25 protein-coding genes are annotated in these 24,956 nt (G+C 64.5%); 14 read left to right on the plus strand and 11 right to left on the minus strand.

Annotation, left to right across the window (positions count from 1 at the left end):
- Position 1: 1 nt before the first annotated feature.
- The 7 genes from GGC64_RS17245 to GGC64_RS17275 form a co-directional block, all read right to left on the minus strand.
- On the minus strand, positions 2 to 1,150 hold the full coding sequence (locus GGC64_RS17245) for an acyl-CoA dehydrogenase family protein (protein WP_192723687.1): 1,149 nt from the start codon (positions 1,148 to 1,150) through the stop codon (positions 2 to 4).
- A 23-nt stretch (positions 1,151 to 1,173) separates the two neighbouring features.
- Positions 1,174 to 2,319: a thiolase family protein gene (locus tag GGC64_RS17250; protein WP_192723688.1), complete on the minus strand. Its 1,146-nt coding sequence runs from the start codon at positions 2,317 to 2,319 to the stop codon at positions 1,174 to 1,176.
- 5 nt (positions 2,320 to 2,324) lie between these two features.
- Positions 2,325 to 3,116, minus strand: coding sequence for an enoyl-CoA hydratase/isomerase family protein (locus GGC64_RS17255; protein ID WP_192723689.1), 792 nt, complete (start codon positions 3,114 to 3,116; stop codon positions 2,325 to 2,327).
- A gap of 6 nt (positions 3,117 to 3,122) precedes the next feature.
- On the minus strand, positions 3,123 to 4,322 hold the full coding sequence (locus tag GGC64_RS17260) for a CaiB/BaiF CoA-transferase family protein (RefSeq protein WP_192723690.1): 1,200 nt from the start codon (positions 4,320 to 4,322) through the stop codon (positions 3,123 to 3,125).
- Positions 4,319 to 5,077, minus strand: a complete 759-nt coding sequence (locus tag GGC64_RS17265; RefSeq protein ID WP_192723691.1) for an SDR family NAD(P)-dependent oxidoreductase — start codon at positions 5,075 to 5,077, stop codon at positions 4,319 to 4,321. The genes GGC64_RS17260 and GGC64_RS17265 overlap by 4 nt, the downstream gene beginning before the upstream one ends.
- Positions 5,077 to 6,243, minus strand: coding sequence for an acyl-CoA dehydrogenase family protein (locus tag GGC64_RS17270; RefSeq protein WP_041312526.1), 1,167 nt, complete (start codon positions 6,241 to 6,243; stop codon positions 5,077 to 5,079). Before GGC64_RS17270 ends, GGC64_RS17265 begins: the two co-directional genes overlap by 1 nt.
- Positions 6,244 to 6,340: 97 nt before the next feature.
- Positions 6,341 to 7,633 carry an amidohydrolase family protein gene (locus tag GGC64_RS17275; protein ID WP_192723692.1) on the minus strand — a complete coding sequence of 431 codons (1,293 nt, stop codon included), beginning with the start codon at positions 7,631 to 7,633 and terminating at the stop codon, positions 6,341 to 6,343.
- 251 nt (positions 7,634 to 7,884) lie between these two features.
- Between GGC64_RS17275 and GGC64_RS17280 the strand changes: the two genes are divergently transcribed.
- From GGC64_RS17280 to GGC64_RS17310, 7 genes are read left to right on the plus strand one after another with little or no spacing between them, the layout of a single operon-like run.
- Positions 7,885 to 8,424, plus strand: a complete 540-nt coding sequence (locus tag GGC64_RS17280; RefSeq protein ID WP_192723693.1) for a carboxymuconolactone decarboxylase family protein — start codon at positions 7,885 to 7,887, stop codon at positions 8,422 to 8,424.
- Between the two features lie 6 nt (positions 8,425 to 8,430).
- Positions 8,431 to 9,714, plus strand: coding sequence for an aromatic ring-hydroxylating dioxygenase subunit alpha (locus tag GGC64_RS17285; RefSeq protein WP_192723694.1), 1,284 nt, complete (start codon positions 8,431 to 8,433; stop codon positions 9,712 to 9,714).
- On the plus strand, positions 9,707 to 10,036 hold the full coding sequence (locus GGC64_RS17290) for a hypothetical protein (protein ID WP_192723695.1): 330 nt from the start codon (positions 9,707 to 9,709) through the stop codon (positions 10,034 to 10,036). Before GGC64_RS17285 ends, GGC64_RS17290 begins: the two co-directional genes overlap by 8 nt.
- Before the next feature lie 2 nt (positions 10,037 to 10,038).
- Complete coding sequence (locus tag GGC64_RS17295) at positions 10,039 to 11,256, plus strand: amidohydrolase family protein (protein ID WP_192723696.1); 1,218 nt, start codon at positions 10,039 to 10,041, stop codon at positions 11,254 to 11,256.
- The gene (locus GGC64_RS17300; protein WP_192723697.1) at positions 11,243 to 11,671 is read left to right on the plus strand and encodes a nuclear transport factor 2 family protein; all 429 of its coding nucleotides are present in this window, start codon (positions 11,243 to 11,245) and stop codon (positions 11,669 to 11,671) included. Before GGC64_RS17295 ends, GGC64_RS17300 begins: the two co-directional genes overlap by 14 nt.
- Complete coding sequence (locus GGC64_RS17305; RefSeq protein WP_192723698.1) at positions 11,668 to 12,792, plus strand: acyl-CoA dehydrogenase family protein; 1,125 nt, start codon at positions 11,668 to 11,670, stop codon at positions 12,790 to 12,792. Before GGC64_RS17300 ends, GGC64_RS17305 begins: the two co-directional genes overlap by 4 nt.
- A gap of 53 nt (positions 12,793 to 12,845) precedes the next feature.
- Positions 12,846 to 13,595, plus strand: a complete 750-nt coding sequence (locus GGC64_RS17310; RefSeq protein WP_192723931.1) for an acyl-CoA dehydrogenase family protein — start codon at positions 12,846 to 12,848, stop codon at positions 13,593 to 13,595.
- Between the two features lie 174 nt (positions 13,596 to 13,769).
- Here the strand turns inward: GGC64_RS17310 and GGC64_RS17315 are convergent, their stop codons facing one another.
- Together GGC64_RS17315 and GGC64_RS17320 are read right to left on the minus strand one after the other, a co-directional pair.
- Positions 13,770 to 14,552 carry an enoyl-CoA hydratase gene (locus GGC64_RS17315; protein ID WP_192723699.1) on the minus strand — a complete coding sequence of 261 codons (783 nt, stop codon included), beginning with the start codon at positions 14,550 to 14,552 and terminating at the stop codon, positions 13,770 to 13,772.
- Between the two features lie 9 nt (positions 14,553 to 14,561).
- Positions 14,562 to 15,737, minus strand: coding sequence for an acyl-CoA dehydrogenase family protein (locus GGC64_RS17320; RefSeq protein ID WP_192723700.1), 1,176 nt, complete (start codon positions 15,735 to 15,737; stop codon positions 14,562 to 14,564).
- Between the two features lie 184 nt (positions 15,738 to 15,921).
- Between GGC64_RS17320 and GGC64_RS17325 the strand changes: the two genes are divergently transcribed.
- The 5 genes from GGC64_RS17325 (at position 15,922) to GGC64_RS17345 (ending at position 21,320) form a co-directional block, all read left to right on the plus strand.
- Positions 15,922 to 16,575, plus strand: a complete 654-nt coding sequence (locus tag GGC64_RS17325) for a TetR/AcrR family transcriptional regulator (protein ID WP_192723701.1) — start codon at positions 15,922 to 15,924, stop codon at positions 16,573 to 16,575.
- Positions 16,576 to 16,624: 49 nt separating this feature from the next.
- Positions 16,625 to 17,446 (plus strand): acyl-CoA thioesterase domain-containing protein, encoded by an 822-nt coding sequence (locus GGC64_RS17330; RefSeq protein WP_192723702.1) that lies wholly within the window; start codon positions 16,625 to 16,627, stop codon positions 17,444 to 17,446.
- Between the two features lie 385 nt (positions 17,447 to 17,831).
- Positions 17,832 to 18,956, plus strand: a complete 1,125-nt coding sequence (locus tag GGC64_RS17335) for a cytochrome P450 (protein WP_225952054.1) — start codon at positions 17,832 to 17,834, stop codon at positions 18,954 to 18,956.
- 34 nt (positions 18,957 to 18,990) lie between these two features.
- Positions 18,991 to 19,830, plus strand: coding sequence for a mycofactocin-coupled SDR family oxidoreductase (locus GGC64_RS17340; protein WP_192723704.1), 840 nt, complete (start codon positions 18,991 to 18,993; stop codon positions 19,828 to 19,830).
- A 68-nt stretch (positions 19,831 to 19,898) separates the two neighbouring features.
- Positions 19,899 to 21,320: a wax ester/triacylglycerol synthase family O-acyltransferase gene (locus GGC64_RS17345; protein ID WP_192723705.1), complete on the plus strand. Its 1,422-nt coding sequence runs from the start codon at positions 19,899 to 19,901 to the stop codon at positions 21,318 to 21,320.
- Here GGC64_RS17345 and GGC64_RS17350 read toward each other — a convergent pair.
- On the minus strand, positions 21,317 to 22,123 hold the full coding sequence (locus GGC64_RS17350) for a lysophospholipid acyltransferase family protein (protein ID WP_192723706.1): 807 nt from the start codon (positions 22,121 to 22,123) through the stop codon (positions 21,317 to 21,319). The two genes, GGC64_RS17345 and GGC64_RS17350, sit on opposite strands and share 4 nt — an antisense overlap.
- An 89-nt stretch (positions 22,124 to 22,212) precedes the next feature.
- Between GGC64_RS17350 and GGC64_RS17355 the strand changes: the two genes are divergently transcribed.
- A complete protein-coding gene (locus GGC64_RS17355; RefSeq protein WP_192723707.1) occupies positions 22,213 to 23,289 on the plus strand; it encodes an NAD(P)-dependent oxidoreductase in 1,077 nt (358 codons plus the stop codon).
- Positions 23,290 to 23,307: 18 nt separating this feature from the next.
- A complete protein-coding gene (locus GGC64_RS17360; RefSeq protein WP_192723708.1) occupies positions 23,308 to 24,147 on the plus strand; it encodes an SDR family NAD(P)-dependent oxidoreductase in 840 nt (279 codons plus the stop codon).
- Here GGC64_RS17360 and GGC64_RS17365 read toward each other — a convergent pair.
- On the minus strand, positions 24,144 to 24,950 hold the full coding sequence (locus GGC64_RS17365) for an SDR family NAD(P)-dependent oxidoreductase (protein ID WP_192723709.1): 807 nt from the start codon (positions 24,948 to 24,950) through the stop codon (positions 24,144 to 24,146). The two genes, GGC64_RS17360 and GGC64_RS17365, sit on opposite strands and share 4 nt — an antisense overlap.
- Positions 24,951 to 24,956: the final 6 nt, after the last annotated feature.

The following is a 24,956-nucleotide window of genomic DNA, read 5'->3' on the forward strand; positions in this document are numbered from 1 at the left end:
TCTACAGGCCCAACGACTTGGCGATGATCACCTTCATCACCTCGCTGGTGCCGGCGTAGATGCGGGCCACCCTGGCGTCGGTGTACAGCCGGGCGATCGGGTACTCCATCATGTAGCCGTATCCGCCGAACAGCTGCAGACACCGGTCGATGACGCGCTGCTGCATCTCGGTGCAGAACAGCTTGACCCGCGCGGCATCAGCGGCCGACAGTTCGCCGTCGACGTGTAGGGCCACCGCCCGGTCCAGCATCGCCTGGCCTGCCTCGACCTCCGTCGAACAGGCCGCGAGTTCGAACTTCGTGTTCTGGAACGACGCGACGGGTGTGCCGAACGCCTTGCGGTTCTTCGTGTAGTCGATGGCCGCTGCGATCGCCGAGCGGGCCTGCGACACCGAACCGACGGCGACGGTGAGCCGTTCCTGCGGCAGGTTGTGGCCGAGGTATCCGAAGGCCTCGCCCTCCTCCCCCAGCATGTTGGCAGCAGGAACGCGGACGTCGACGAACGACAACTCCGCAGTGTCCTGCACCTTGCAGCCCATCTTCTCCAGCTCGCGGCCGCGGGTGAAGCCGTCCATGCCGTCCTCGACGACGAACAGCGTCAGACCCTTGCGCCGGTTGTCCGGATCGGTCGCAGTACGGGCCACCACGATCACGAGATCGGCCTGCATGCCGCCGGTGATGAATGTCTTGGCGCCGTTGATGATCCAGTCGTCTCCATCGCGCACCGCAGTCGTGCGCATGCCCGCAAGGTCTGAGCCCGTGCCGGGCTCGGTCATCGCGATGGCCGTCAACAGGGTCCCTGCGGCCAGGCCGGGGAACCACCGCTTGCGCTGCTCCTCGTTCGCGTAGTGCAGGAAGTAGGGCAGGATCACCTCGAGTTGGGTGCGTACCGTCGACAGCGTGACCAGCGCGCGCGCCGCCTCCTCCTGCATGACGACGTTGTAGCGATAGTCCGGCTCCCCGCCGCCGCCATACTCGTCGGGGATCGCCATCCCGAGCATGCCGAGAGAGCCCATCCTCTCGAAGACCTCACGGGGCATGCGGCCGCCCTTCTCCCACTCGGGATAGGCGGGCACGACCTCCTTTTCGACGAAGTCGCGGCACAGCTCCCGAAAGGCTTCATGATCCTTGGTGAACAGATCGCGGCGCACTGGTCCTCCTCTTCAGTTCTTGTCTATGCGATGAGTTCGACCAGTGTGGCGTTGGCCGTCCCGCCGCCTTCACACATGGTCTGCAGGCCGAAGCGAATCCCGTTGTCGCGCATGTGATTGATCATGCGCGTCATCAGCACCGCGCCCGAAGCACCGAGCGGGTGGCCGAGCGCGATCGCCCCGCCCAGCGGGTTGAGCTTCTCTTCGTCGGCGCCGGTCTCGGCCAACCAGGCCAAGGGCACGGGCGCGAACGCCTCGTTGACCTCGAACACGCCGACCTCGTCCAGCCCGACACCGGCCTTGTGCAGCACCTTCTCGGTCGCGGGGATCGGCCCGGTCAGCATCAAGACCGGGTCCGCTCCGGTCACGGCACCTGCGCGGTAGCGGACGATCGGCGTCAACCCCATCGCGACCGCATTCTCCGCCGTCATCACCAGCAGTGCGGCCGCGCCGTCGGAGATCTGCGAGGAGTTGCCTGCGTGAATGACGCCGTCCTCCTTGAAGGCAGGCTTCAGGCCGGCCAGCTTCTCGACCGTCGTCCCCCGGCGAATGCCTTCGTCGGCCACAACCGGTTCACCGTCACCGAACACCGGCATGATCTGCGTATCGAACGCGCCGTTGTCCTGCGCCTTGGCCGCCAGGTCATGCGAGCGCGCCGAGTACTCGTCGAGACGGGTGCGCGAAAATCCCCACTTCTGCGCGATCAACTCCGCCGAGATGCCCTGGTTGAACGAGAAATCCCCATAGCGCGCAAGCACTTTCGGTCCGTAGGGCATGCCGGTCGCGCGCGCCGAACCGAGCGGGACCCTGCTCATCACTTCGACGCCGCCTGCCACGACGACGTCTTGCTGGCCGGACATCACGGCGTGCACGGCGAAGTCCAGCGCCTGCTGGCTGGAACCGCACGCGCGGTTGACGGTGGTACCCGGAATGGTCTCCGGCCAGCCGGCGGCAAGCACCGAGTAGCGGCCGATGTTGCTGGACTGGTCGCCGACCTGCGACACGCAGCCCCACACCACGTCGTCGACGATGTCCGGGTCGATGCCCGCGCGTTCGGCGAGCGCGTTGAGCACAATCGCGGACAGGTCGGCGGCGTGCATCTCGGACAGTCCGCCGTTGCGCTTGCCGACCGGTGTGCGCACCGCCTCGACGATTACGGTTTCACGCATCGATCTCACTCCGATCTCGGTACGGCCCATCGGCCGGTGAATGCGGGCTCGCGCTTCTCGGCGAACGCCGCGTACGCCTCTATCGAGTCTGCGGTGGCGAAGTTGCCGGGCTGCGCGCGGGCCTCATTTGCGAGCGCTTGGCGCAGGGTCGCGTCGGCGCCGTCGTTGAGTAGCGCCTTGCTCTGTGCCAGCGCGACGGGTGGGCCTGCCGCCAGCCGACTGGCCAGGTCGGCCACGAAAGCATCGATCTCGCCAGCCGGCTTTACCCAGGTGACCAAGCCCAGCGATTGCGCTTCCTCGGCGTCGATCATGTCGGCCAGCAGCACCAGACGCTTGGCCTGCTGCAGCCCGACCAGCTTGGGCAGCAGCCACGACCCACCGAGGTCCACTGACAGCCCACGCTTCGAAAAGACTTGGCAGAACCGTGATTCGGGCGTCGCGACCACGAAGTCGCAGCCAAGCGCGAGGTTCCACCCCGCGCCGACGGCCACACCGGTCACCTTTGCGATGGTGGGGATGGCCAGCTCATGCAAGGCCAGCGCGACGTCGGTGAGCCTGCGCAGCTTGTGCCTCGGGTGGATGTCCTCCGGCACCGAAATATCCGCACCCGAACAGAAGGCGCCGCCGGCGCCGGTGATCACCAGGGCGCGCACGTCGTCGCGGGCGGTGGCGCGCAGCGCGTCGGCCAGCTCATGCCACAGCTGCGGGTTGATCGCGTTCCTGCGCTCGGGACGGTTCAAGGTCAGCGTCCGGACGCCGTCGTGGTCGGTCGACAGCAGCACCGATTCTTCGCTCATCAGCAGCTATCCAATGACTCCGTCGGCACGCAGCGTGGCGATCTCCTCCTCGGCGAGCCCGAGTTCGGCAAGCACCGCATCCGTGTGTTGGCCCAGCCCGGGCACTGCCCCCATCGGCGGATCGTATCCGGCGATGACGGGCGGCGGCAGCAGCGACGGAATATCGCCCTTGGAGGTGCCGATGCTGCGCCAGCGGTCACGCGCAATCAGGTGAGGGTGGACCACGACTTCGCTCGGAACGTTGTACCGCGAGTTGCCGATGCCCGCGTCGTCGGCGGTCTTCTGGATGTATGCCAGGTCGTGTTGGGCACACCACGATCCGATGGCTTCGTCGAGAATGTCGCGATGCGCGCAGCGCCCCGGGTTGGTGGCGAACCGCGGGTCATCAGCGAGGTCCGGGCGATCGATGATTTCCCTTGCCACCCTTTGCCATTCGCGGTCGTTCGTGGTTCCGAGCACCACCGTCTGGCCGTCGCGGGTAGCAAACGCGCCGTAGGGCGCCACTGCGGGCGAGCCGACGCCGAGCGGTTCCTGGTCAATGCCGGAATGCTGGGTGTAGGTCAGCGCATAGCCCATCACGTCGGTCATCACGTCGAAGAGGCTGAGTTCGACGGACGGCGCCGGCCCGGCCGGGCGATTACCACGCCCGACCAGCAACGCCAGGATCGAGATCGCGGCGTACAGACCCGTGGTGAAGTCCGCCATGGCCGGCCCGGGCTTGGCGGGCATGCCCGGGTAGCCCGTGATCGCGCACGATCCGGATTCCGCCTGTACCAGAAGGTCATACGCCCGCTTGTGCGATATCGGACCGCCCGGTCCGTAACCGTCGATCTCGACGGGAATGACGTTGGGGTGGCTGTGCGCCAGGTCGGCAGCGGCGATGCCCATCCGGGCCGTCGACCCCGGTGCGAGGTTCGACACGAACGCATCGGCGCGATCGAGCAGCCGGTGCAGGATGTCCATACCCTTCGGCGACTTGGTGTTCAGCGTGACCGACTCCTTGCCGCGGTTGCACCAGACGAAGTGCGCGGCGAGTCCGCCGGGGCCGTTGACCACGTCGTCGTAGTCGCGGGCGAAGTCGCCACCGTTGGGGTTTTCCACCTTGATGACGCGCGCACCGAGATCGGCGAGGACGCGCGTGCACATCGGCGCGGCCACGGCCTGTTCCATGGCGACGACGGTGACCCCGGCAAGAGGGGCGTTCACATGACCATTCCGCCGTCGACCGGCAGCACCTGTCCGGTGATGTAGGACGCGGCGTTCGACGCCATGAACACGAACGCTCCTGCGATCTCCGCCGGGTCGGCCCAGCGCTTCATCGGGATTCGGTTCATCATGTTGGCCGCGAATTTCTCGTTGGTGCGGATGGTTTCGGTCATCGGTGTGGCTGCCAGCGGGGCCAGGGCGTTGACGTTGATGTTCTTGGTCGCCAACTCACGGGCCAGAGATTTGGTGAAGCCGATGATGCCGGCCTTGGCCGCCGAGTAGTTGACCTGGCCAAGAGTTCCGGTGAGACCGGCGGCCGACGTCACGTTGATGATGCGTCCGGTTCCGTCGGTCGGGATGTACTGCAGGGCGGCCTGGGTGACGTTGAATGCGCCCATCACGTGGATGTCGAACAGCAGCCGGAACGACTCCTGCGTGGTCTTGTCGAACATCGCCGGTTTGGTGACACCCGCGTTGTTGATCACGATGTGCAGCGCGCCGTCAGCGAGCGCGGCCGCCTGCGCGGCCGCAGCGTCGGCGGAGTCGCGATCCGACACGTCAAGCGCCGCGGCTTCTGCCCTACCACCCGCGCCCGAAATACGTTCGGCCACAGCGGCGGCGCCGTCCTTGTCGAGGTCGGTGACGAGCACAGCTGCGCCCGCCTCCGCCAGCGCGGTCGCGACGGCCGAGCCGATTCCGCCCGCGGCGCCGGTCACCAGCGCCGAGCGGCCGGTCAGGTCGAAGTAGTTCGTCACTAGTAGCTCCTTGGCATTCCGAGAACGTGTTCGCCCAAGAAGTTCAGGATCATCTCCTGACTCACCGGCGCGATCTTCATCAGGCGCGACTCCCGGAAGTACCGGGACACGTGGTACTCCTCGGAATAACCCATCCCGCCATGCAGCTGCAGCGCACGGTCGGCGGCACCGAAGCCGGCGTCGGCGCACAGGTACTTGGCCGTATTCGCCTCGCGCCCACAGGGTTTGCCATTGTCGTACAACCAGGTCGCCTTGCGCAAGACCAGCTCTGCGGCATCGAGCCGGGCCAGCGAATCGGCCAACGGGAATTGCAGGCCTTGGTTCATGCCGATCGGCCGGTTGAACACAACGCGCTCGTTGCCGTAGCGGACGGCCTTCTCGAGTGCCACCCTGCCGATGCCGAGCGCCTCGGCGGCGATCAGCATGCGTTCGGGGTTGAGCCCGTCGAGGATGTACTTGAAGCCCTTGCCCTCTTCGCCGACGCGGTCGGACACCGGCACCATCAGGTCGTCGATGAAAACCTCGTTGGAGCTCACCGCATTTCGGCCCATCTTGTTGATCGGCCGGATGTCGACATGGTCGCGGTTCAGGTCGGTGAGGAACAGCGTCATGCCGTCGGTCTTCTTGGTCACCTCGTCGTAGGGAGTGGTCCGCGTCAGCAGCAGGATCTTCTCCGACTCAAGCGCCTTGGAGATCCAGACCTTGCGGCCGTTGACGCGGTAGTGGTCGCCCTCGCGTTTGGCGAACGTGGTGATGCGCGAAGTATCAAGGCCCGCACCGGGTTCGGTGACACCGAAGCACACATGCAGATCGCCGTTCACGATCCGGGGCAATGTGGCCTTCTTGAGCTCCTCGGAGCCGTGCTTGACCACCGGCTGCATGCCGAAGATCGACAAATGGATGGCGCTGGCGCCGTTCATCGCCGCGCCCGAGCGCGCGACCTCCTCGAGTAGCAGCGTCGCCTCGGTGATGCCCAAGCCGTGGCCGCCGTACTCTTCCGGGATCGTCATGCCCAGCCAGCCGCCCTTGGCAATGGCGTCGTAGAACTCCTGCGGGAACTCGTGCGCCTGATCCTTGGTCATCCAATAGTGATCGTCGAACTTGCCTGCCAACTCGGCGACGGACTTACGGATCAGCTCCTGATCCTCGGTCAGCTCGAAACTCATACCGCCGGGCACGGTGCCCCTCCTCAAGTCACATAGCAGTACGCCGGTGCGTGAACGGTCCGTCCGCACCGGCGCACTTCACCCTTAAAGCTACGACCTAGTCCTTATTGCCCGTCAACTCCTTGGCATTCGCGGCGAAGTCCGCGAAGTTCGCGCCGCCGTGCTCGTGCTTGGACAGCGCCTGGATGGAGACATCGTGGCCCTCGGCCGCCTTGCGCAGCGCGCCAACCGTCGCCTGCTCCTTCGGGATGTGGGTGAACGGATCCCAGTGATACCAGCGCATCGCGTTCTCGAAGGTTATTTTGTTGACCTCGTCGTCGGGCACGTCGTTCTTCTCGAGCACCTCGTGCAGTTGCTCCGGCGCCCCCGGCCACATGCTGTCGCTGTGCGGGTAGTCGGCTTCCCAGCAGATGTTGTCGATGCCGATGTCATTGCGCAGTTTGACGCCAACATGATCGGAGATGAAGCAGGTCAGAAAGTGCTCGCGGAACACCTCACTGGGGAGCTTGCCCTTGAAGTCCTGACCCGTCCACGTCGAGTGCATCTCATAGGTGCGGTCGGCCCGCTCGAGGAAGTAGGGAATCCAGCCGGTGCCGCCCTCACTCAGGGCGATCTTGAGGTCCGGGTACTTCTTGATCGGCTTGGACCACAGCAGATCCGCGGCGGCCTGCACGATGTTCATCGGTTGCAGCGTGATCATCACGTCCATCGGCGCATCCGGGGCAGTGATCGCCAACCGGCCCGACGAACCGATGTGCACGTTCATCACGGTGTCGGTGTCGACAAGCGCCTCCCACAGCGGCGTCCAGTACTCGTCGTGGAAACTCGGATATCCCATTGCCGCCGGGTTCTCGGTGAAGGTCAGCGCATGCACACCCCGCTCGGCGTTGCGGCGCACCTCTTTCGCGCAGGCCTCGGCATCCCAGATCACGGGCAAACACATCGGAATGAACCGAGCCGGATACGCCCCGCACCATTCCTCGACGTGCCAGTCGTTGTATGCCTGCAGCAACGCCAACGAGAACTCAGGATCCTCTGTCGCGAACAGCCGACCCGCGAAGCCCGGGAACGACGGGAAGCAGATCGAGCCGAGGATGCCGCCTGCGTTCATGTCCTTGACGCGCTCATCGACCTGCCAGCAGCCCGGCCTGATCTCGTCGAGGCCCTGCGGTTCCAGGCCGTACTCCTCCTTGGGTCGGCCGGCCACGGCGTTCAACGCGACATTGGGGATCACCACATCACGGAACTGCCAGGTGTCGCTGCCATCGGGGTTGTGCACCAACCGTGGCGCTTCGTCCAGGTACTTCTTCTGCAGATGGTTCTTGAACATGTCCGGCGGCTCGACAACGTGATCATCAACGCTGATCAGGATCATGTCGTCTTTATTCATGCCTCGACTCCTCCTCGACGCCGGGGCGTCATTGGACCAGTGATGTTCTCTATCTGAGGAAACTACCTTCTCATTCCGCGAGAATCAATGTCCGTTACCGGCGTCAGGGCCTCCAGGCAGCACCGTTGCCTCCTTGCGGGCACGGCTGTGACCGGCACGTCTGCTGTCTGGCATTGACCAAATGTCAGAAAAGTGGAAACCTATTGGCGAAATATGAGAACCTGATTCTCGTGCGTGAGAGGAGACCACCCGTGCGGGTGCCACCGCTGCCTGCAGACCAGTGGGACGACGCCGTCGACCACGCGCTGTCCTCGCTGCCTGAAGAGCGGCGCAACCCGCAGGCGTCGGGCAATCTGCTCGCCACGCTCGTCCGTCATCCGAAGCTGACGCGGGCCTTCCTGCGCTTCAACAACCATCTGCTGTATTCGTCAACGCTGCCGCCGCGACTTCGCGAACTGGCGGTGCTGCGAGTCGCCCACCGTGCCCAGTCGGAGTACGAGTGGCGTCACCACGTGCGGATGGGCCTCGAGGCCGGGCTCACCGAAGAGAACATCGACGGCATCCAGCGCGGTGAGGCAACCGACGATCTCGACCGCGCGATCATCCACGCCGTCGACGAACTCCAGGACAAGTCCGTGGTGTCCGACGAGACGTGGGTGGTCCTGACCGAGCACCTCGACGAGCGTCAGTGCATGGATCTCGTCTTCACGATCGGCTGCTATGGCGCACTTGCCATGGCCATCAACACATTCGGCGTAGAACCCGACTCCGAAACGAACTCAGAGAGGTAGTAAACAGTGGGACATTTCCCGAAGCCGGCCGCCGGAAGCTGGACCGAAAATTGGCCAGAACTCGGCACTGCGCCAGTCGATTACACCGACTCCATCGACCCCGAGCACTACAAGCTCGAGCAGCAGGCGATCTTCAAGAAGCTGTGGCTGAACGTCGGGCGGGTGGAACGACTGCCACGCAAGGGCAGCTATTTCACCAGAGAGATGCCGTCGGTCGGCGCAGGCACGTCGGTGATCATCGTCAAGGACACCGACGAGCAGGTCCGCGCGTTCTACAACATGTGCCGCCACCGCGGAAACAAATTGGTGTGGAACGACTATCCGGGCGAAGAGGTTTCGGGCTCGTGCCGTCAGTTCACATGCAAGTACCACGCCTGGCGCTACAGCCTCAAAGGCGACCTGACCTTCGTTCAGCAGGAGGACGAGTTCTTCGATCTGGAAAAAGCGAAGTTCGGTCTTGTGCCGGTGCGTTGCGAGGTTTGGGAAGGGTTCATCTTCATCAACTTCGACAACGACGCCGAGCCGCTGATCGATTACCTCGGTGACTTCGCGAAGGGCCTCGAGGGCTATCCGTTCCACGAGATGACCGAGACCTACACCTATCGTGCGGAAGTCAACGCGAACTGGAAGCTGTTCATCGATGCGTTCACCGAGTTCTACCACGCACCGGTGCTGCACCAGAAGCAGGCGACCAAGGAGGAAGCCGACAAGCTGCTCGGAATCGGCTTCGAGGCATTGAGTTACGACATCAAGGGCGATCACGCGATGATCTCGTCATGGGGCGGGATGTCGCCGCCCAAGGATCTCAACATGGTCAAGCCGATCGAGCGTGTCCTGCACAGCGGTCTGTTCGGACCGTGGGATCGCCCGAAAATCAAGGGCATCCTTCCCGAGGAATTGCCGCCTGCCATCAACCCCGGCCGCTACGACAGCTGGGGCACCGACTCTTTCGAGTTCTTCCCCAACTTCACGCTGCTGTTCTGGGCGCCGGGTTGGTACCTCACCTATCACTACTGGCCGACCGACGTGGACAAGCACATCTTCGAGTGCACGCTGTACTTCGTGCCCGCCACCAACACCCGTGAGCGCCTGGCCCACGAACTCGCCGCGGTGACGTTCAAGGAGTACGCGTTCCAGGACGCCAACACCCTGGAGGCCACCCAGACGATGATCGGCACCAAGGTGGTCACCGACTTCCCATTGTGCGATCAGGAGGTCCTGCTCCGGCACCTGCACAAGACGGCAGGCGACTATGTGGAGAAGTTCAAGAAGGAGAACATCGATGTCTAAGCTCCCTGCCGAGTTCGCCGACCTGGAACGGTTCTCCGACTGGTGCCTGCCCCACGAGGAGGATCGCTATCAAAAGCGGCTCTCCTCAACGATGGCCGAGATGCAAGAGTTCTATGATGTCGCGTTCCCGCGACTCGAAGCCGTCATGGAATACTGCGACTCACGATTCCCTCTGGACGGAATGCCCGACGACGCAAAGGCTCTCATTCACATGATGCAGTCATTGGTCAACGTGTCATTCCCGATCGAGGTATGGAAGCAGCCGCGTGTGCTCGACAGCGGCGCCGCGTACATCCAATGCACAAAGGAGCCGGTGGTCTAACCGTGCCGACCCTCAAAGCAGCGGGTCTAGTTGACGTCGAAGCCGGCGAGATCGTCCGGCCGGGAATCGTCCGGGTCGAAGACGACCGGATCGTCGGTGTTGGCGGCGACCCCGAGGGAGACGTTATCGATCTCGGGGACGCCATCCTGCTGCCCGGGCTGATGGACATGGAGGTCAACCTCCTCATGGGCGGCCGCGGGGAGAATCCCGGCCTGTCCCAGGTGCAGGACGATCCCCCAACCCGGGTGCTGCGCGCGGTCGGCAACGCCCGCCGCACGCTGCGCGCCGGCTTCACGACCGTGCGTAACCTCGGGTTGTTCGTCAAGACAGGCGGTTACCTGCTCGACGTCGCGTTGGGCAAGGCGATCGACGCCGGGTTGATCGAGGGACCGCGGGTGATCCCTGCCGGCCACGCGATCACCCCGACCGGCGGGCATCTCGACCCGACGATGTTCGCCGCGTTCATGCCGGGCGTACTCGAGTTGACGATCGAAGAGGGCATCGCCAACGGCGTCGACGAGATCCGCAAGGCCGTGCGCTATCAGATCAAACACGGCGCCCAGCTGATCAAGGTGTGCTGTTCGGGCGGCGTCATGTCGCTGACCGGAGAGGCTGGCGCACAGCACTATTCGGATGAAGAGCTTCGGGTCATCGTCGACGAGGCACACCGGCGCGGCCTGCGCGTCGCGGCACATACGCATGGCGCGGAGGCGGTCAAGCACGCCATCGAGTGCGGTATCGACTGCATCGAGCACGGCTTCCTGATGGATGACGAGGCCATCAAGATGATGGTCGACAACGACCGGTTTTTGGTGACCACGCGCAGGCTGGCGCAGGCGATGGATGTATCCAAGGCTCCGAAAGAGTTGCGGGACAAGGCCGCCGAGATGTTCCCCAAGGCGGAGACCTCGATCAAGGCCGCCTACGACGCCGGGGTGAAGATCGCCGTGGGTACCGATGCGCCGGCGATCCCGCACGGCCGCAACGCAGATGAACTGGTCACGCTGGTCGAGTGGGGCATGCCGCCGGCAGCGGTGCTGCGCGCGGCCACCGTCGTCGCGGCGGATCTGATCAACAAACCCGACCTGGGCCAGATTGCCGAGGGCTATCTCGCCGACATCATCGCGGTTCCCGGTGATCCTTTGGCGGATGTTACCGTTACACGAAACGTCAACTTTGTAATGAAGGGCGGTAAGGTCTTCCGACATGACGCGCACTGAAGATCTGGTCGAGATCCAGCAGCTCCTGGCGAAATACGCGGTCACCATCACCCAGGGCGACATCGATGGCCTGATCTCGGTGTTCACTCCGGACGGCACTTACAGCGCGTTCGGCTCGACGTACACGCTGAACCGCTTCCCCGAACTCGTCGACGCGGCCCCTAAGGGTCTGTTCATGACCGGCACGTCACTGGTCACCCTCGACCCCGACAACCCGGACGCGGCCACGGGGACACAACCGCTGTGCTTCATCGAGCACTCCAAGCACGACATGCGCATCGGCTACTACAACGACACCTATGTGCGCACCGACGATGGGTGGCGGCTGAAAACCCGTGCCATGACGTTCATTCGGCGCAGCGGCGAGCACGATTCGGGTCGGCCGCACGCGATCGGGAGACCAGAAGCCGGATGACGGATCTGTTCGAACCCGCCGCCTTCCGCACCGCGCTGAGGACGTGGCTCGACGAGAACGATCTGACGCCTCCGCCGGACGGCGCGTCGCTCGACGCACACCAGGCGCAACACCTGCGCGTGTTGAAGGCGCTGTACGACGCGGGCTGGATGCGTTATGGCTGGCCCGAATCGGCTGGTGGGCTGGGAGGTCCGGACATCCTGCGCGCGATCGTCGGCGAGGAGATTGTCGGCCGTGGCATCGACCATCCAGGGCCGTATTCGATGCTCGACGTACTGACCCCGACCATGATCGACTATGCGCAACCCGAACTGGCAGCCGAGATGGTGCCGAAGCTGTTGTCGGGCCAGGAATCGTGGTGCCAGGGCTTCTCCGAACCCGGCGCAGGCAGCGACCTCGCGTCGTTGACCACCCGTGCCGTGCAGGACGGCGATCACTGGATTGTCAACGGGCAGAAGGTGTGGACGAGCTTCGCGCAGTACGCGACTCGGTGTGTGCTGCTGACCCGGACCGGCGGACCGGACACCCCCAATCACGAAGCCATCACCGCGTTCTTCGTCGACCTGGACTCCCCCGGCGTCACGGTGCGACCGCTGCGAACCATGCACGATGTCGACGAGTTCTGCGAGGTGTACTTCGACGACGTGGCGGTGCCGGCCGACCGCATGCTCGGCCGACCTGGGGACGGCTGGCGACTGGCCATGGACCTGCTGCCCTACGAACGCTCGACATGCTTCTGGCAGCGCATCGCCTACCTTTACTCGCGGTTCGACGCGCTGATCGGTGAAGTCAAAGGTCAAGGCCAAGCAGTGGATTCGGATATGGGCGAGGCGTATCTGGCGTTGCACACGCTGCGGTGCCGGTCTCGCGCGACCCAGCACCGTCTTGGCGAAGGCCAGAAGCTGGGCCCAGACACCTCGATCGACAAGGTGCTGCTGGCCGGTGCCGAACAGCGGCTGTACGACACTGCTCACGATCTGCTGCCGGGCGCCATCGAACTCGACGACACCCCGTGGCGCACGGAGTACTTGTACTCGCGCGCGGCCACCATCTACGGCGGCACCGCCGAGGTGCAGCGCAACATCATCGCCCGCCGTCTGCTCGATCTCGGGAAGGAGTGACCGTGGGCGTGAATTCCGAGCTTGAGTTGCTCGAAGACGGACTGCGCAAGACCATGCTGTCGAAGTCCGGGCCGGAACTCGATGCCGCGCTGACCGAACTCGGCTGGGCCGAAATGCTGTCCGACATGCCCGAGGTAGCCGTGCCGATGGTGTTCCGGCTACTCGGCGAAACCGGTTCGCACGCTTCGGTTCTCGTCGACGTCGTGCTGCACGCGACCGGCAACACCATCGGCGACACCGTGGAGTTGCCGCTGCCGTATGCCGGCAACACCTGGGTGGTGTGGGACCGCACCGGTGCCGGCGACGGGTCGACTCTTGGCGGACTGCCGCTGCGCCGGGAGGAGGAGGGCTATCCCATCCGGGTCGCGGAGGCTCGCGTTGCGGTGGGCTGGTGGCTGGTCGGCGCGTCAAGGGCGATGCTGACCCTGGCGCGTCAGCATGCGCTTGATCGCACGCAGTTCGGCCGACCAATCGCGTCGTTCCAAGCGATTCGGCACCGGTTGGCGGAGACGCTGGTGGCGATCGAAGGAGCCGAGGCGACGCTGAATCTGCCCGGCGTCGACAATCCAGATCTGACCGCGCTGCTGGCCAAGGCCGCCGCGGGCAAGGCCGCGCTGACCGCAGCCAAACACTGCCAGCAGGTACTCGGTGGTATCGGCTTCACCGCCGAACACGATCTGCACCGTCACGTGAAGCGGGTCCTGGTGCTCGACGGATTACTCGGCAGCTCAAGGGAACTGACTCGCAAGGCGGGAGCGGGGCTGCGCGCTCGCGGCTCAGCCCCACGCCTGGCCCAGCTCTAAAGACCCTGCTCCAACTACCGCGAGCGACCGTGTCTGCACACGACACGCCGCCAAAATGTGGCATTTCGCGCACGCTCGCGCGGAGTCGACGGTGCGCAGCACGCACGCAGATTTCGGCGTGTCGGCGGGCAGACACGCACGCTCGCGGTAGGTGGTGATGGGGAGGGTGCGCCGCTATTGGATGTTGGCCTTCATCTCCTCGAGGTTCACCAGCACAGGCCATCCACCAACGCTCAGCGCATTGCCGTGGCCGGTCTGGTGAATGTCGAACACGGACTGAATTGCCGCGTAGAAGCCCTGCACGTCGAGCGTCTGGTTGACCGCACGCTTGGCCTGACGCAGCGCGAACGGTGGCATCTTGGCGATCTGCTCGGCCAACGCCCGCGTCTCGGAGTCGAGCGCGTCGCGCGGCACCACCCGGTTGACCATGCCGGTGGCCAGCACCTCGTCGGCGGTCATCGCGCGACCGGTGAACAGAATCTCCTTGGCCTTGCGCGGTCCCAACTCCCAAGTGTGGCCGTGGTATTCGACTCCCCCGATGCCCATCAGCACCACCGGGTCGGAGAACTGCGCGTCGTCGGCGGCGATGATCAGGTCGCACGGCCAACACAACAGCAGCCCGCCGGAGATACACCGGCCCTGCACGGCGGCGATCGACGGCTTCGGCACATTGCGCCAGCGCAACGTGTACTCGAGGTAACGCTTGGCCTCGTGCTGGATGATGAAGTCGAGCGTGATCTTGTCGGGAACGGGTCCGCCGCCACGCAAATCGTGACCAGCCGAGAAGTGTTTTCCGTTGGCGCGCAACACGATCACCGTTACCTCGGGATCCTCTGCGGCGCGGGTCCATGCGGCATCGAGTTCGTCGAGGAGTTCAGGATTCTGCGCGTTGGCGGCCTCGGGGCGGTTCAGTGTGATGGTGCCGATGCGGTCGGCGACCTCATAATCGATGTACACAGTCGTTCCTCAATTTCGGGGTAAGCCCAGCACCCGCTGGGCGATGATGTTTCGTTGGATCTCCGACGTCCCGCCGGCAATGGTGCCGCCGAACGAGCGGACGTAACGCTCGAACCAACCGGTGCGGTACACGTCGAGATGGACGGCGCTATACGGGCCCGAGAACGTCGGGTGCGCCAACGCGTCAGCGCCCGCCGCCGCCAGCGCGTGCTCGGCGGCCAGCTGCGAGGCCTCCGACCCCAACAGCTTGAGCACCGACATCGCCGAGGGATCCTCGTCGCCGCGCGAAGCTGCCGCCAACGCCATTGACCCCATCAGGCGAAGAGCCTGGTTGTCCATCACCAGCGTCGCGTAACGGTCACGGTCCAGCGTCGTGCGCGGACAGAAATCGTCGACGAACTCCTGCAACCGGTCGGCGTAGCTCAGCCACAACATGTTTCGCTCATGGCCGAGCGAACCATTCGCCACCCGCCAGCCTTCGTTGAGCGGTCCGACCAAATTCTCTGCAGGCACCCGCACATCGTTGAAGAACACTTCGTTGAAGTCGAGATCGTCGCGGTCGCATACGGACGCGAACGGCCTGCGCACCACGCCCGGAGCATCGGTCGGGATCAACAGCACGCTGATCCCTTTGTGTTTGGGGGCATTTGGATCGGTGCGAACAAAAGTCAGCAAAACGTCTGCATCGTGGGCGCCAGACGTCCACACCTTCTGGCCGTTGACGACGAACTCGTCACCGTCCAGTACGGCCCTGGTGCGCAGGGACGCCAGGTCCGATCCGGCGCCGGGCTCGCTCATGCCCAGCGACGCCGTGATGTCGGCACGCAGAATCGGGATAGCCCATTTCTGCTGCTGCTCCGGTGTCCCGAAGGAGATCAACGACGCCGCGATGATGCCGACACCCTGCGGGTTGAATGTCAGGTAGGCAGCCCTGCGTGTGAGTTCCACCTGATGCACGTACTGCTGAAGAATGGTGGCGTTGCGGCCGCCGAATTCGGGTGGGTAGCCGGGACACAACCAGCCGTTCTCGAACATCAGCCGTTGCCATCGCCGCGCCCAGTCGGGGACGTCACTGCTCGAGTGGGAGCGAGCCAAGGCCTCTTCGTCGCTGGGCAGATGTCCGTCCAGGAATGCCACGAACTCCGCGCGAAAAGCCTCGACGTCAGCGTCGAAATTCAGCTGCACGGCGCTCCTGGGAAGGAAAAACTAAAGACTTCTGTTATCTCCAAAATGAGAATACTATTCTCATGGTGAGAAAGTTACAATCTCTGACACGTGAACCGCGAGGGGGTCGACGACCGCGATGGCAAGGCGTTCTCCGGTACAGTCAGTGCATGTTTTGCCTAATCGGCCTGGATCCGAGCCGCCGGTGACCAGTCCCAGCGAAGAACCCGCCTGGAAGCAACGCGCGGTCGAGCGATCGATCAAGACAGCGAAGCTCCGGGCCGCGCAGCGCGTTCAGCGGTTCCTGGACGCCGCCCAGGCGATCATCATCGAGAAGGGCAGCACCGACTTCACGGTCCAAGAGGTAGTCGACCGCTCGCGGCAGTCGCTGCGAAGCTTCTACCTGCAGTTTGACGGTAAGCATGAGCTCCTGCTCGCCCTGTTCGAGGATGCCCTCAGCCGGTCGGCCGACCAGATCCGCGCCGCGACGGACAGCCAGAAGGACCCGCTCGAACGCCTCAAAGTAGCCGTCAAGCTGCTGTTCGAGTCCTCGCGACCAGACCCCACCGCAAAGCGGCCGCTGTTCACCGACTTCGCGCCGCGGCTACTTGTCTCCCACCCCACGGAGGTCAACGTCGCCCACGCGCCACTATTGGCCCTGCTCACAGAGCTGATGGAGGCCGCAAGCGAGGCCGGCGAATTGCGGCCCGGCATCAACCCCAAGCGGATGGCCGCGATGACGATGCAGACCGTGATGTTCGTCGCGCAGCACAGCGGCGAGTCCGCCGATGGCGTTGCGCACCCCATCACAGCGGACGAAGTCTGGGACTTCTGCTCCCACGGATTCGCCTCCAGCTAGCGCGAGAATTACGTTCTCACTGACGTAGAATCAGGCTTACACTCAGTGAGTGCCTGATCTCTGGACCGACCTACTGGCCTGTTTTGATCTGCACCCGGTGCCGTCGGGGGGCACCGGACAAGGCAACGTCACCGAGTTCGAGGGCCGCAATCAACATCTGGAATACCATCGCGTGTTCGGCGGCCAACTGCTCGGCCAATTCCTCCGGATAGCGTCGACGATCTGTCCGGACAAGGCCGTCAAATCCCAGCACGTGGTGTTCGCGCGCGAAGGCCACGCCGATGAGCCCATCCACTACCGCGCCACCTGCCACCATGACGGTCGCTCCTTTGCGACGGTGGCCGTCACCGCACAGCAGAGTCGCGGAATCGTGGCGACCTCGTCGATCTCCATGCACGCATTCGAGGATGGTCCACAACGTCAGTCGATCGACGATGTGCCCGCTGTCCTCGGCCCGGAGCATCGAGTCGCACTCGACCTGATCCCGTGGGAGACCCGCGCCGACGTCGATCTGACCGCCACCACCACCGGGCCTCCGGAGTACGAAGTGTGGATGCGCACGCCCGCCGTCGAGCCTGCGCTGGCACCCGCGCTCGCCGCCTACGGCACCGATCTCACGCTCATCGGAACCGCCCTTCGGCCGATGGAAGGCGTCAGCCATCGAGGCAACGGCACATGGTTCACGTCCGCGGTCACATCCCACACGATCTGGTTTCATCGGCCGTTCCGCACCGACTCGTGGTTTCTACTCAGGCAGCACAGCCCGCTACTGGCGCACGGCCGCGGCTTCGGCCGCGGTGACATCCTCACCGAGGACGGCACGCTGGTCGCCTCGTATGCCCAAGAAGCGCTCCTGCGATTCCCGGACTGAACTCGATGTCTCCAAATGCGTTGCCTCATCGGGTCTTTCACCGGCCGATCGGCACCGTCGGCGCCCGCGCACTGCGGGCCGTGATCGAACACCCACGCATGATGCTGATCGGCGGCGCCGACGTAGTGACCTTCCGCAGGTCGCGACAACACTGGCGCGAGAAGCTGATTCTTCTAAGCAGAGAGCTTAAGTTGCAAGAAAAGAGTCTGTTATTGACACCCGCGGCCCGCCGATGCCAGAGTTGTGAGACAAATACAGTCCATATGTCTTACGCCCCTGCTCAGCGAGAGGCAACACCGTGACGATCAGTGCGGAGAATTCCGACGTGCAACACGCCGCGACCGCGGACGAGTTGTACTACGACCCGTACAGCGTCGAGCTCAACATGAACCCGTTTCCGGTGTTCGCCCGCATGCGCGAGGAAGCGCCGCTCTACTTCAACGACAAGCACGACTTCTACGCGTTGAGTCGATTCGACGATGTCAACAAGGCCGTGATCGACCACGAAACATTCATCTCCGGCCGCGGCGCACTGCTCGAGATCATCAAGTCCGGCATGGAGATCCCGCCAGGCACACTGATTTTCGAGGACCCGCCGATTCACAACATCCACCGCAATCTGCTGTCGCGGATGTTCACGCCACGCAAGGTGCTCGCCCTGGAACCCCAGATCCGCGAGTTCACTTCGCGCTGCCTTGACCCGCTGGTTGGCACTGGCCGATTCGACTTCGTCAACGACCTCGGCGAGCAGATGCCGATGCGGGTGATCGGCATGCTGCTGGGCATCCCGGAAGAAGATCAACGCCGAGTGACCGACCACGGCGAAGCCACGCTGCAGAGCAAGGAAGTCAACCTGCTGGCGACGGGCGAGGTGTTCGCCGAGTTCATCGACTACCGCACCGAGCACCCGTCCGACGACATCATGACCGACCTGCTCAATGTCGAATTCACCGACGAGACCGGCACCGTGCGCCGGCTCAGTCGTGACGAACTGCTGATGTACCTGACGGTGGTCGCCACCGCGGGCTCGGAAACCACCACCCGGCTGATCGGCTGGGCAGGCAAGACGTTGGCCGAAAACCCCGACCAGCGTCGGGAACTGGCCGAGAACCCCGCGCTGATTCCGCAGGCGATCGAGGAGATCCTGCGCTGGGAGCCGCCAGCCCTGCAGATCGCCCGATACGTCGCCCGCGACGTCGAGTATTACGGGCAGACCGTGCCAGAAGGTTCCGCAATGCTCATGCTTGTCGGCGCCGCCAACCGCGACCACCGTCGCTTCCCGCCGAACGGCGATGTGTTCGACATTCATCGGGAACCCCACTCGCACATGACGTTCGGGGCGGGCACCCACTTCTGCATGGGCAACGCGCTTGCGCGCCTCGAGGGCCGGATCGCGCTCGAGGAGATCCTCAAGAGATTCCCGACGTGGGAGGTCGACTGGCCCAACGCCCGTCCGTCTCAGACCACGGCGGTCCGCGGCTGGGAATCCATGCCCACCCTGGTTTCGTGAAAAGTGTTCCACTACTGACGAATTGGAGTTGTCAATGACTGGACGTGTTGAAGGCAAGGTCGCTTTCATCACCGGTGCGGCGCGCGGCCAGGGCCGGGCGCATGCGGTGCGCTTGGCGTCCGAGGGTGCCGACATCATCGCCGTCGACATCTGTAAGAAGATCGACACCGTCGACCTGATCGCGGCGTCCACACCGGAGGATCTGGCCGAGACCGCGGATCTCGTCAAGGGCCACAACCGTCGTATCTACACCGCAGAGGTCGACGTCCGCGACTACGACGCGCTGAAAGCCGCGGTCGACACCGGTGTCGAGCAGCTGGGACGCCTCGACATCATCGTGGCCAACGCCGGTATCGGCAACGGCGGCCAAACGCTGGACAAGACCAGCGAAACCGACTGGACCGCAATGCTCGACATCAACCTGGGCGGGGTGTGGAAGACCGTCAAGGCCGGTGTCCCCCACATTCTGGCCGGCGGTCGCGGCGGCTCGATCATCTTGACCAGCTCGGTGGGCGGGCTCAAGGCCTACCCACACACCGGCCACTACGTCGCTGCCAAACACGGTGTGGTGGGTCTGATGCGGACCTTCGCCGTCGAACTGGGCGCCCAGAACATCCGCGTCAACTCGGTGCACCCGACCAACGTGAACACCCCGCTGTTCATGAACGAAGGAACAATGAAGCTGTTCCGACCCGATCTGGAGAATCCGGGTCCCGAGGACATGAAAGTCGTCGGCCAACTGATGCACACCCTGCCCATCGGCTGGGTCGAGCCCGAAGACATCGCCAACGCCGTGCTCTTCCTGGCCTCCGACGAAGCCCGCTACATCACCGGCGTCACTTTGCCTGTCGACGGCGGCAGCTGCCTGAAGTAGCGCGCTCGCTCGCCGAAAGCGACGTGATCACTCGCCCTGGGGTGCTTCGATAGACCCGGGGGTGGAACATGAAGCGACTCAACGGCATGGATGCCATGCTGCTGTACAGCGAGACGCCGAACCTGCACACGCACACACTCAAGGTCGCGATCGTGCACGCCGCCCAGTTCGACGGCGAGTTCAGCTTCGACGTGTTCCGCCGGACCATCGCCCGGCGGCTTCACCTGCTCGAACCGCTGCGCTACCAGCTCATCGACATCCCATGGAAGCTGCATCATCCGATGTGGCTGGAGGACTGCCCGGTCGACCTCGACTATCACCTGCGCCGCGTCCGGGTGCCCGAGCCTGGCGGGCGCAGGGAACTCGACGCGGTGATCGGCGAGATCGCGAGCACACCGCTGGACCGTACCCGCCCGTTGTGGGAGTTCCATTTCGCCGAAGGGATGGCCGACGACCGGTTCGCGCTGATCGGCAAGGTGCATCACACGCTTGCCGACGGCGTGGCGTCGGCCAATCTGCTGGCCCGGCTGATGGACCTTGCCGGTTCCTCACATGACGAGCGTGACGACCACCCCACGTGCGAGGCGCCCACCACCGCCGACCTGCTGCGTGCGGCGGGCCGCGATCACGTCCAGAACATCGCCGCATTGCCCCGCCTGACGCGCGACGCGGTCCGTGGCGCGAGCCGCGTCATGCGGAAAGCCCGCGAGCGGGAGGACGACGAGGGCATGGCCAAGATGCTCAAGACCCCGCCGACCTTCCTCAACCACGTCGTGTCGCCGGTACGGACATTCGCGACGGCTGCCCTGTCCCTAGCCGAAATCAAAGAAACTGCAAAGCATCTCGGCGTCACGTTCAATGACATCGTGTTGTCGATGGCCGCTGGCGGTCTGCGCGAGCTGCTGTTGCGCTACGACGGACAAGCGGATCGCCCCATCCTGGCGAGCGTCCCCGTCAGCACTGACCGATCTGCGGACCGCATCACGGGCAACGAGATCAGCGGCCTGGCCGTTTCACTGCCGGTGCACATCGACGATCCGCTGGAACGGGTACGGCTCACGGCGGTAGCCGCCAACCGGGCCAAGGAAGTCAACGAACTGTTCGGCCCGCAGTTGCACGGGCAGATGATGGAGTACCTACCGCCTCCGCTGACCCCCGCCTTGTTCCGGTGGCAATCCAAACGGGCGGCGCGCAGCATGATCATGAACGTCGCGGTGTCGAATGTGCCCGGACCGCGACAGCGCGGACACATCGGCGGTGCGCCGGTCAGTGAAATCTATTCCGTCGGAGTGCTTTCCGCGGGAAGTGCTTTCAACATGACCGTGTGGAGCTACGTCGACCAACTCGACATCGCGGTGCTGTCCGACGATCGGACCTTCAAAGACACGCACGAGGCTACCGACGCGATGATCCACGCGTTCGGCGAAATTCGAAGGGCGTGTGGACTTTCCGACGCGAGCACCGTCGAGACCGCAATGGCCCCGGCCTAGCCCAGCACGGGGTAGCGGCGTTCGCGGGCGAGTTCGTCGAGCGCCTTCTGCATCACCGCGCGCACGTGCAGGTCGACCTCGTCGACATCGGGATTCTCGCCGAACTCGGCGGCGATGTCGATCGGCTCGAGCACGCGCGCGACGATCTTGGCGGGCAACGGGATGTTCGGCGGAAGGATCACCGAGAGCCCGAACGGGAACCCGACGCTGATCGGGAGGATCTGCGCGCGCAGGCGCTGCAGACCCAGCCTCTTGGCGATCGAATCGCCACGGGCGAGGAACAATTGGGTTTCCTGGCCGCCGATCGACACGACAGGGACGATCGGTACGCCCGTCTCGATGGCGGTTCGGACGTAGCCGGTGCGACCGGCGAAGTCGACGACGTTCTCAGTCAATGTCGGGCGGTATGCGTCGTAGTCGCCGCCGGGGAACACCAACACCACTGCGCCATCCCGCAGTGCCTTCGCGGCGTTCTCGCGGCTGGCCTCGATGACACCGGCACGGCGCAGCCAGTCACCCACGTTGGCCATGAATACGCCCCAGTGCGCGAGCGTGTAGAGCGGCCGATCGAAACCGAACTTCTCATAGAACGCCGGTGCGAAGATCAGCACATCAGGGGTGAACATCCCGCCGGAGTGATTCGACACCACCAGCGCCCCGCCCGCCTTCGGCATCAGTTCCAGGTCGCGCACTTCGGCGCGGAAGTACCGCTTGATGATCGGGCCCACCCGGGTGGTGAGCTGCCTGGTGAAACCCGGATCCCACTTGGCCACCTCTGGCTTGCCCGCCCCGTTGCTGCTCATGTGTAGCCCGTTCCCCGCTGCATTTCCCCCGAATCAGAGTATGGTACTTTCCTAAAAAGAGAATGTCATATCCGCAGGTAGGGAGCCATATGTCGGACACAGTGCTGGTCACGGGCGGCTTCGGTTTGGTCGGCTCGGCGACGGTGCGGCAACTCGCCGCCGACGGCCGCGACGTGGTGATAGCCGACCTCGAAACGCCTGCCAATGTCAAGAAGGCAAATGGGCTCCCCGCCGGTGTCGAGGCGCGCTGGACCGACCTGACGGATCCGGGGCAGGTACAGCGCCTCGTCTCCGACGTCGCACCCGCGGCGATCATCCACCTCGCCGCGATCATCCCGCCGCTGATCTACCGCAATGCCAAGCTCGCGCGTCGCGTCAACGTCGAGGCGACGGCCACCCTGGTCCGCATCGCCGAGGAACAACCCAGTCCGCCCCGCCTCGTGCTGGGATCGAGCAACGCGGTGTTCGGCCCGCGCAATCCGCACCGCACCACCGCGCCCTTGACGGCCGACGATCCGATGCGGCCCTGCGACCTCTACAGCGGCACCAAGGCCGAAGCGGAAGAAATCGTGCGGTCGTCGAAACTGGACTGGGTGGTGCTGCGGTTCGGCGGTGTGCTCACCTCCGATTTGTCGACCATGCCGCTGAGTGGGGACGCAATGCTCTTCGAGAGCGCACTTCCCAGCGACAACCGGGTGCACACCGTCGACGTTCGCGACGTCGCGCGCGCATGTGCCGCTGCGACGACCGCCGACGCCGTCGGGGAGATCTTGCTGATCGCCGGCGACGACTCCCACCGGCACTGCTATGGGGACCTGGCGCCGGCCATGGTGTCAGCGCTCGGCATGCCAGGAGCCATTCCGCCAGGGCGGCGAGGAGACCCCGACAGCGAGAAGGCCTGGTTCGTCACCGACTGGATGGACCCGACGCGGGCACAGGAAGTGCTGCAGTTTCAGCATCACTCGTGGTCCGACATCATGTCCGAGTTGTCCGCGAAGTTCTGGTTCATGCGGTACTGGGGCCGGTTGCTCGCGCCGATCGTGCGCGAGGTGATGAAGCGTCGTTCGGTGTATTGGAATGCACCGGGGCAGTACGCCGATCCGTGGGGTGCGATCAAAGCCAAGTTGGGCGATCCGTCATGGGATCCGCCAACTAAGCCCGCCTGACCGCATAGTGTTCGCGCCGTGGAAAGTTTCGAAGGGCGTGCAACAGTCATCACCGGCGGTGCGAACGGCATCGGACTCGCGACAGCCAAGGAGTTCGGGCGCCGCGGCGCACGGGTGATGCTCGGCGATATCGATCAGGCCGCGCTGGATCAGGCCGTCGGTGCTCTGCGCGACGACGGCGTCGATGCGCACGGTGTCGTCTGCGACGTGCGCAAACTGGATGCCGTGACCAACCTCGCCGATGAGGCGTTCCGGATCTTCGGCGACGTACACGTCGTGTTCAACAATGCCGGCATCGCGTACGCCGGCCCAATCGTGGAGACCAGTCACGACGACTGGCGCTTCGTGATCGACGTCGACCTGTGGGGGCCGATTCACGGCGTCGAAGCGTTCCTGCCGCGCCTCATCGCGCAGGGCGGCGACAGCCACATTGTGTTCACGTCATCGTTCGCTGGGCTCATTCCGAACGTTGGACTCGGCCCGTATTGCGTTGCGAAATATGGTGTTGTCGCCCTTGCGGAGACGCTGTCGCGCGAGGTGCGGCCAAACGGCATCGGTGTCTCGGTGCTGTGCCCGATGATCGTCGAGACCAACCTGCTGGCCAATACCGAACGCGTTCGCAGCGCCGACTACGGGCCTGCCCACTCCGAAGCCGAGACGGTTCAACAGTTGGCGTCAGACCCCACCGACGACTCTGTGCTCAACGTCGACGACGTGGCCCGCCTGACCGCCGACGCGATCCTGGCGAACCGCCTCTACGTGCTGCCACACCGCGCGGCGCGGGACTCGATCAAGCGTCGGTTCGAGCGCATCGACCGCACCTTCGAGGATCAGGTCGCCGAGGGCTGGACGCACTAGCCCGGCCCCAGTTGGTAGTCGCCCGTCTGCGGGTTGTGGTACCAGCCGCCTGCGGCGTGAGTACCGCCGTCGACGTGGATGGTCTGTCCGGTGATATAGCTGGACATGTCCGACGCGAGAAAGACTGCTGCGCCTGCCATTTCGTCGATATGTCCGGGGCGGCCCATCGGAATCATGTAGCTCGCGCTTTCTGATAGACCATTGGGCGCCACCCGCAGCAGGCCTTCGGTGACGGTCAGATCGGGCGCGAGCGCGTTGACGCGAATGTGGTGCGGCGCCAGCTCGAGGGCGGCCGTCTTGGTGTAGTTGATGACACCGGCTTTGGCCGCGGCGTATGCGGCGTAGCCCGGCGCCGCCCGAACGCCTTCGATCGACGTCACGTTGATGATGCTGCCCGGCAGGCCGGACTCGACGAGGCCGCGGGCGATACGTTGCGTGCAGAGCAGCACGTGGCGAAGGTTGCTCTTGTACAAGGCATCCCAGCCGTTTTCGGTGGTTTCGAGAAGCGGCGACGAGAACACGCCGCCCGCGTTGTTGACGAGGATCGACGGGACGCCCAATTCGGCTCTGGTGCGCGCGAGCGCAGCGTCGACCTGCTCGCTGTCTCTGACGTCAGTCACGATGCCAAGCACGCCGATGGCGTTCGCGGCCGAAGCGCAGGTATCGGCGTTGCGTTCCCAAATCGCGACTTGTGCACCGAATGCGGTGAGGCCTTCGGCGATGCCGCGGCCGAGGCCCTCTCCGCCGCCCGTCACGACCGCGACGCGGCCGGTGAGCAGGATGTCGGACGGATCGATGGCCATCGGCTG

It is taken from the genome of Mycobacterium sp. OAS707 (assembly GCF_014873705.1).
GTDB lineage: Bacteria > Actinomycetota > Actinomycetes > Mycobacteriales > Mycobacteriaceae > Mycobacterium.